We start from the raw sequence: 8,067 nt of genomic DNA, 5'->3' as shown, positions 1-8,067 counted from the left end.
GGTGTGGACGCCTACACCATCACCGCCAGTGCCCTGGATGCCAATGGCAATCTGAACACGGCAGCTGCGACCACGTTCAGCTTCAGTGCGCCGGGTGCGGGTGCCAGCCTGAGTGCGGCCAGCTGCGCCACGGCCACGACGGGGGCCAGTGCCGGCACCTGCTCGGTGACGCTCACAGCCACGGTGGCGGGCAGCTATGCCATCACGGCCAGCATCGGCGCCACGCCGGTGGGCGGCATTACGAATCCGGTGAGCGCTGTGTTTGTGGCCGGCGCGGCCACGGCGGGCAGCTCGACGGTGGCGATCAGCCAGGGCCCCAAGCTGGCCAATGGGGTGGATGCCTACACCATCACGGCCACGGCCCTGGATGCCCAGGGCAACGTGAGCAGTGCGAGCGGTATTTCGTTCAGCTTCAGCGCCCCTGGCGTGGGAGCCAGCCTGAGCGCTGCCGCGTGTGAGACTGGCACCTCGGGCGCCGCACCAGGCACCTGTTCGGTGACCCTGAGCGCCACTGCGGCGGGCAGCTACAGCGTGACGGCCACCTTGGGTGGCAGCAACGTGGGGGGCGCCAACCCGGTGACGGGCGTGTTTGTGGCTGGTGCTGCCACGGCGGGCAGCTCACGGGTGGCGATCAGCCAGGGCCCCAAGACGGCCAATGGTGTGGACGCCTACACCATCACCGCCAGTGCCCTGGATGCCAATGGCAACCTGAACACGGCTGCAGCGACCACGTTCAGCTTCAGTGCGCCGGGTGCGGGTGCCAGCCTGAGTGCAGCCAGCTGCGCCACGGCCACGACGGGGGCCAGTGCCGGCACCTGCTCGGTGACGATGACAGCGACCACGGCGGGCAGCTACAGCGTGGTGGTCACCGTCGGGGGCACTCAGGTGGGTGGAACGAATCCGGTGGTCGGTGTGTTTGTGGCTGGGGCCGTGACAGCGGGCTCGGCACGGTTGAACATCAGTGCCGGGCCCAAGCTGGCCAATGGGGTGGATGCCTACACCATCACGGCGAGCGCGCTGGATGCCCAGGGCAATCTGAATACCAGCAGCGCCATCAGCTTCAACTTCAGCGATCCCGGCGCCGGAGCCAGCCTGAGTGCAGCCAGCTGCAACACCGTGCTCACGGGTCCCACGGCGGGCACCTGCTCAGTGACGCTGAAGGCGACCACGGCGGGCAGCTACAGCGTGACCGCGACCTTGGGCGGCGCCAACCTCGGGGGTACCAACCCGGTCACGGCGGTGTTCGTGGCCTCAGGCATGGATGCCGGGCAGTCGCGTGTCAACATCACGCTGACCGGTGCGACCAAGATGGCCAATGGCGTGGACACCTACACCATCACGGCCACTGCCTATGACAGCAACGGCAACCTGAACACCTGGCAGCCGCAGACCTTTGCGTTCTCATGGCGCGAAGGGGGCGGGACCCGCGCCCTGGGTGCACGGTCGAGGAAGCTGCCCGTGAACGCCAAGGCGGCGAATCAGTGGACGGCCTTGAGTGCAGGCACCTGCACCACGGCTACCAGCGGTGCCCAGGCGGGCAGCTGTTCGGTCACGCTGAGTTCGACGCTGGCAGGCTGGTTCACCGTGATCGCCCAGGCCGGTGGGGTGCCGGTGGGCAACCCGGCCGGGGGGCAGGCGGCGGCGCAGTTTGTGGCCGGGCCGGCGGTTGCGGCCAACTCGGTGATCACCATCAGCCCTGGCAGCAAGCAGGCCGATGGTGTGGACACGCACACCGTGACCATCACGGCGCGGGACGCTTTCGACAACGTGCAGGCCGATGTGTCGACGCTGTTCACCTTCAGCCCGCCTGCGGCCGGGGCCAGCCTCAGCGCCACCAGCTGCAGCACGGCGACCACGGGGGCCGATGCAGGCAGTTGTTCGGTCACCCTGAGGGCAAGCACGCCGGGCACGTACACGGTGTCTGGCAGCCTGGGGGGCCAGCCTGCAGGCAGCCCGGTGCAAGGCCAGTTTGTACCGCCTGCCGCCGCGGCGGTCACCGCGGTACCCACCCTGAGCGAGTGGGGCTGTGTGGGGCTGGCGCTGAGTCTGGGGCTGCTGGGCGCAGCGTCAAGGGGCCGCAAACGGCATCGGAAACCGTCGGCCAGGGCGCAACACCAGCTGCCTTGAGAACATCAAACTGCTGCCTTGCCATTTCAGCCTTCGCGGCGTTGTGCCATGGCGTCGATGGAGCCGGGGCCAGCCCGGCGCCTCGACGGTTCGGCGCGCCACCAAGACCTGGAGGCTTTGTTGGCTGAAGGGGCGAAGGGGCGCAGAGAACAGGCGCCCCTCGGGATGCCCCTGCACCCTGATGCAGAAGGCCTGGGCCAAGCAGGCAGCAGGGCCGCAGCCTGGTTGGCGTCAGCGCTGCCTGGGGGCTGGCTTGCCCTTGGGCCCGTTCCGACGGGGATTGCCTTTCAAGAGGCCAGATGCGGCGCCGATGGGGCGTCCGGGGTGTGAGGCGCTCTGTCAGCCTGAAAGGGCCGGGGACGGCCCATCGAACCGCTTTGTTTGTAACCTTGTGCAAGTATAAGAAGGTGAGGTGAGCCGACCGCCCGTGGATTCATGCTGCACTGCGGCGATAATTTCAGGCTGCACTGAAAGGGAAATTCGTGGATATCGTGTTGCTGACCAAGGCGGCCATCATGGGGGTGGTAGAAGGCTTGACCGAGTTTCTGCCGATCTCGTCAACCGGCCATCTGATCCTGGCCGGAGCCCTGCTGGGCATGGACGACGACAAGGCCAAGGTGTTCGATATCGCGATCCAGACCGGCGCCATCTTTGCGGTGGTGATGGTGTACTGGCAAAAAATCCGTGACACCGTGGCCGCGCTGCCAGTGTCCATGCGGGCCCGTTTGTTCGCCTTCAACGTGCTGGTGGGCTTCTTGCCGGCGGTGGTGCTGGGCCTGCTGTTCGGCAAGTTCATCAAGGCCCACCTGTTCACACCCGAGGTGGTGGCCAGCACCTTCATCCTGGGCGGGCTGGTGATTCTGTGGGCCGAGCGGCGTCCGCAAAGCGACGCTCACGTGCAGAACGTCGACAGCATGACGGCCATCGATGCCCTCAAGGTGGGCCTGGTGCAGTGCCTGGCCATGGTGCCGGGCACCAGCCGCAGCGGCGCCACCATCATCGGCGGCATGTTGCTGGGCCTGAGCCGCAAGGCGGCCACCGATTTCTCGTTCTTCCTGGCCATCCCGACGCTGATCGGGGCCGGGGTGTACAGCCTCTACAAAGAGCGTGCGTTGCTGTCCGTGGCCGACCTGCCCTTGTTTGGCGTGGGCCTGCTGTTCTCGTTTGTGAGCGCCTGGCTGTGCGTGCGCTGGTTGCTGCGCTACATCAGCACCCACAGCTTTGTGGTCTTTGCGTGGTACCGCATCGCCTTTGGCATCGTGGTGCTCGCCACCGCGTGGAGTGGCTTGGTGCACTGGGCCGCATGACCTGTTGGCCCCCACGGTCGTGCACTTCGTGTCACTCCCTGCCCCCCGAGGGGGCCGCAGGCCGCCTTGGGGCGGCCCGGCGGCGGGCTGACTGCTTCGTTTTGGACCTGCTGAAGCGGGGAGGGGGACGCAGCCCGCCTTCGTTGCAGGTCTGTTGGAGTCGCAAGGGGGCCTGGCGGTCCCCGCGTTCACTCACTTCGTTTCGGTTTCTGGGTCCCGAGGGCCGTCAGGTGTCGGCCTGACCTCCGTGTCTCAGGCCTTGGCGGTTTCGAGGTTGCGCAGGCTGGCCTCGATGGCGGCGGCGGTGGCCAGGGGCTTTTCCATGGGGAAGAGGTGGCTGCCGTCGAGCATCATGATGCGGCCCTTGACCACTTTTTCGGTCATGGTCATGCCCACCTGCTGCATCTCTTGCGAGGCCAGGCCGCCGATGAAGGCGGCGGGGCAGCGCAGGGGGTGGCGGGCCAGCAGGCCATCCAGGTTGTGCGGCAGGGTGTTGTAGATCGCGGTTTCCACGTCGCGGTCAAAGCACAGCACGCGGCGTGGGCCTTGGGGGCCGTCTTCGTCGCGGGTGCCGTGGGTGATGTAGTCCTGCAGCACCTGCGGATCCCAACGGGCAAAGGCCTTCTTGTGCTCGAAGTGGGCCAGGGCTTCTTCGGCGCTGGCCCAGGCGTTGCGGCGGCGTCGGCTGATCTTGCCGGGCGACACCGAACCCACCAGCTGGGTCTGCTTGATCACGCCCAGCGCATTGGCGCGCCAGCCGCCCAGCAGCGGCGAGTCGATCAGCAGCACGCCCTTCACGCCATGGCCCCCCAGTTTGGGGTGCCGGGCCGCGGCCATCACGCTCAGGAAGCCGCCCAGCGAATGGCCGACCAGAAAGGCCGGTTCACCGGCCTTGGTGATTTCGCGCTCGGCAAAGTCGGCCAGTTGCTGCACCAGGTGCGGCCAGTTGCTGGTGACGGGGTAGCGCTCGTCGTGCCCGAACTGCTCCAGGGCCTTGACCTTGAAGCCGCGTTGCCGCAGTTGCTTGAACAAGACCTGGTAGGTACCGGCCGGAAAGCTGTTGGCGTGCGAGAAGATGATCAGTGACATGGATTCCGTTGTGCCAACCGGTGGCGGTTTCAGATCAGCTTTTCTTGCGGGGTGGCGATCTTGTGCAGCGGCTTGCTGCGCGGGCTGTGCACCATCAGCGGCACCTCGGTCTGGCCGTCGCCCCACATCGGGTCTTCGATGCTGTCGAACACTTCGCGCAGCTTCTGGCCCCAGCTGCCATGCACCATGCGGAAGTAGGGGTTGTTCTCGTCGATGCAGATGACCTTCTCGGTCTTGAACTGGTGGGCTTCGTACACCACCAGGTCGAGTGGCAGGCCCACCGACAGGTTGGACTTGAGGGTCGAATCCATCGACACCAGGGCGCACTTGGCGGCTTCATCCAGCGGGGTGGTCGGGGTGATCACGCGGTCGAGCACGGGCTTGCCGTACTTGGATTCGCCGATCTGGAAGTAGGGCGTCTCAGGGGTGGCTTCGATGAAGTTGCCGGCTGAGTAGACCTGGAACAGGCGCATGCCTTCGCCCTTGATCTGACCGCCGAAGATCATCGACACGTTGAACTCGACGCCAGACTGGCGCAGCGAGGCGGCATCGCGCTCATACACCCGGCGCACGGCCGAGCCCAGCACGCGGCAGGCGTCGAACATGCTCTTGGCGTTCCAGATGGTGATGGGCTCGCCACCTTCGTGGTCCTTGAGCTGCTCCACCTGCAGGATCTCGCGGATGGACTGCGAGATGCTCAGATTGCCGGCCGACAGCAGCACCATGAAGCGATCGTCCGGCTTTTCGTAGACGATCATCTTGCGGAAGGTGCTGATCTGGTCGAGACCGGCATTGGTGCGCGAATCGGACAGGAACACCAGGCCCGCATTGAGTTTGATGGCGACGCAGTAAGTCATTGGGAAGACGCTAGTTTTTTCAGGGAGTAGATCAGGTCCAGCGCTTCGCGTGGACTGAGGGTGTCGGGGTCGATCTCGGCAAACCTGGATTCTAAGGCGCTGGGTGCGATGGATTCGGTCGCTGGTGGCGGCGCGAACAGGTCCACCTGGGCCTGCGATTCGCTGGCCCGCAACTCCAGGGCCTCCAGTGCATGGCGGGCATGGTGCAGCACGGCCACCGGCATGCCGGCCAGGCGGGCCACCTGGATGCCGTAGCTGCGGCTGGCCGGTCCGTTCTGGATCTCGTGCAGAAACACGATGTCCGAGCCCGACTCGGTGGCGCTCACGTGCACGTTCACCGCCTGGTGGTGCTTGGCCGGAAACTCGGTCAGCTCGAAGTAGTGGGTGGCAAACAGCGTGAAGGCCTGGGTGCGGTCATGCAGTTGGGTGGCGATGCCCGAGGCCAGGGCCAGGCCGTCGAAGGTCGAGGTGCCGCGGCCGATCTCGTCCATCAGCACCAGGCTGTGGGGCGTGGCGCTGTGCAGGATCTGGGCGGCTTCGGTCATCTCCAGCATGAAGGTCGATTGGGCATTGGCCAGGTCATCGGCGGCGCCGATCCGGGTGTGGATGGCGTCGATGGGCCCGAGGCGACAGGCCTCGGCGGGCACATGGCTGCCCATGCTGGCCAGAAGCACGATCAGTGCCACCTGGCGCATGTAGGTCGATTTACCGCCCATGTTGGGCCCGGTGATGATCTGCATGCGTTGGCGCAGGCCCAGCCGGGTGTCGTTCGCGATGAAGCTGCCGCCCGAGGTCTCGGCCAGCCGGGCCTCGACCACCGGGTGGCGGCCCCGGGTGATGTCGATGCAGGGCTCCTTGGCGAACACCGGGGCGTTCCAGCCCAGCGTCAGGGCGCGCTCGGACAGGGTGCACAGCACGTCCAGCGTGGCCATGGCGCGGGCCACGCGGCTCAGCGCCGGCACATGGGCCTGCAAGGCGTCCAGCACCTGCTCGTACAGCCATTTCTCGCGCGCCAGGGCGCGTTCCTGTGCCGACAAGGCCTTGTCTTCGAAGGCCTTGAGTTCGGGCGTGATGAAGCGTTCGGCGTTCTTCAGGGTCTGGCGCCGGCGGTAGTCGGCCGGCACCTTGTCGAGCTGGCCCTGCGTGACTTCGATGTAGAAGCCGTGCACCTTGTTGTATTGCACGCGCAGGTTGGCAATGCCCGTGCGCTCACGCTCACGCACCTCCAGCTCGACCAGAAAGCTGTCGGCGTGGTTCTGGATGTGGCGCAGCTCATCGAGCTCGGCGTCAAAGCCTTCGGCGATCACGCCGCCGTCGCGCACCAGGGCCGCGGGCTCGGGCAGGATGGCGCGTTGCAGCAGGGCGGCGCATTCGGGCGGGGCCTGCAGCTCGGTGGCCACCTGGGCCAGGGTGCCCTCGGGCCATTGGCCGATGCGGGTCAGGCCTTCGGCCTTGATCAGCGACACCTGCAGGGCCACCAGCTCGCGCGGGCGCACCTGGCGCAGGGCAATGCGCGCGGTGATGCGCTCCACATCGCTGCTGCCCTTGAGCTGGGCGCGCAGCGCGTGCCAGGGGCCGGCACCGTTGCCGCCCTTGAGCACGGCAATCGCGTCCAACCGCGCCTGGGCGATGCTGCGGTCGCGCGGGGGCTCGAGCAGCCAGGTCTTGAGCAGGCGGCTGCCCATGCCGGTCATGCAGGTGTCCAGCAGCGAATACACGGTGGGCGAATCTTCGCCGCGCAGGGTCTTGACCAGCTCGAGGTTGCGCCGGGTGGTCACGGGCAGCTCGATCAGTTCGCCGCTGCGCTGCACGCGCAGGGCGCGCAGGTGGGGCAGGGCCCGGCCCTGGGTGTGTTCGGCGTAGTTGAGCAGGGCGGCCGCGGCGGCGTGGGCCTGCGGCAGGTCCTCGGCGTGCCAGGTGCTGAGGCTGGCCACCTGCAGTTGCTCCAGCAGCTTGCGCTGGCCCAGGGCGGCATCAAACTGCCACTCGGGGCGTTGGCTCATGGGCAGGCCGGCGGTGGCCCGGGCCTGGCGCAGGCTTTGCTCGAAGCTGGGGGTCACATCGGCGCTGAAGATCAGCTCGCTGGGCGCGATGCGGGCCAGCCAGGCTTCCAGCTCGTCACTGGCGCATTCGGCCAGGTGGATGTCGTCCTGCGTGACGCTGAGCCAGGCCAGGCCGCAGCGGTTGCGCGGGCCCTGGTGCACCGACAGCAGCACGGCATCGGCCTTGTCGCCCAGCAGCTCGGCATCGGTCAGCGTGCCCGGGGTGACCACGCGCACCACCTTGCGTTCGACCGGCCCCTTGGCCGTGGCCACGTCGCCCACCTGTTCGCAGATGGCCACCGATTCGCCATGGCGGATCAGGCGCGCCAGGTAGTTCTCCATCGAATGGAAGGGCACGCCGGCCATGACCACGGGCTGACCGGCCGACTGGCCGCGCCGGGTCAGGGTGATGTCGAGCAGGCGGGCGGCCTTTTCGGCGTCGTCGTAGAACAGCTCATAGAAGTCGCCCATGCGGTAGAACAGCAGCGTGTCCGGGTGGTTCGCCTTGAGGGCGAAGTACTGCTGCATCATCGGGGTGTGGGCAGACAGGCCGGTAGGCTCGGGGGCGGAATCGGTTTTTTCCTTGGACATCAGTCACTCAGCAGGCAAAAGCCTTCCTTCATTGGTCTTCACGGGGTCGCGCGC

At 67.0% G+C, this 8,067-nt stretch carries 5 protein-coding genes; 2 read left to right on the top strand and 3 right to left on the bottom strand.

Annotation, left to right across the window (positions count from 1 at the left end; all coding sequences use genetic code 11):
• On the top strand, window positions 1–2,127 hold a 2,127-nt coding region (locus tag L880_RS0120315; protein ID WP_027477238.1), incomplete at its 5' end, for a beta strand repeat-containing protein.
• A 482-nt stretch (window positions 2,128–2,609) separates the two neighbouring features.
• Window positions 2,610–3,434: an undecaprenyl-diphosphate phosphatase gene (locus tag L880_RS0120305; RefSeq protein WP_027477236.1), complete on the top strand. Its 825-nt coding sequence runs from the start codon at window positions 2,610–2,612 to the stop codon at window positions 3,432–3,434.
• Window positions 3,435–3,686: 252 nt separating this feature from the next.
• Here L880_RS0120305 and L880_RS0120300 read toward each other — a convergent pair whose 3' ends face one another.
• The 3 genes from L880_RS0120300 to mutS are packed head-to-tail and all read right to left on the bottom strand — an operon-like array spanning window position 3,687 to window position 8,013.
• On the bottom strand, window positions 3,687–4,523 hold the full coding sequence (locus L880_RS0120300) for an alpha/beta hydrolase (protein WP_027477235.1): 837 nt from the start codon (window positions 4,521–4,523) through the stop codon (window positions 3,687–3,689).
• Between the two features lie 29 nt (window positions 4,524–4,552).
• Window positions 4,553–5,380, bottom strand: a complete 828-nt coding sequence (locus tag L880_RS0120295; RefSeq protein ID WP_027477234.1) for a proteasome-type protease — start codon at window positions 5,378–5,380, stop codon at window positions 4,553–4,555.
• Complete coding sequence (mutS, locus tag L880_RS0120290; protein WP_051443460.1) at window positions 5,377–8,013, bottom strand: DNA mismatch repair protein MutS; 2,637 nt, start codon at window positions 8,011–8,013, stop codon at window positions 5,377–5,379. The genes L880_RS0120295 and mutS overlap by 4 nt, the downstream gene beginning before the upstream one ends.
• Between the last annotated feature and the right edge of the window lie 54 nt (window positions 8,014–8,067).

This window comes from Curvibacter gracilis ATCC BAA-807 (assembly GCF_000518645.1).
GTDB lineage: Bacteria > Pseudomonadota > Gammaproteobacteria > Burkholderiales > Burkholderiaceae_C > Curvibacter > Curvibacter gracilis.
This window is presented reverse-complemented; position numbering and strand designations above follow the sequence as displayed.

What these genes read in the sequence shown, in the direction of transcription:
- L880_RS0120295 (WP_027477234.1), bottom strand. Translation starts at nt 5,380, where the DNA reads ATGACTTACTGCGTCGCCATCAAACTCAATGCGGGCCTGGTGTTCCTG.
- mutS (WP_051443460.1), bottom strand. Translation starts at nt 8,013, where the DNA reads ATGTCCAAGGAAAAAACCGATTCCGCCCCCGAGCCTACCGGCCTGTCT.
- L880_RS0120300 (WP_027477235.1), bottom strand. Translation starts at nt 4,523, where the DNA reads ATGTCACTGATCATCTTCTCGCACGCCAACAGCTTTCCGGCCGGTACC.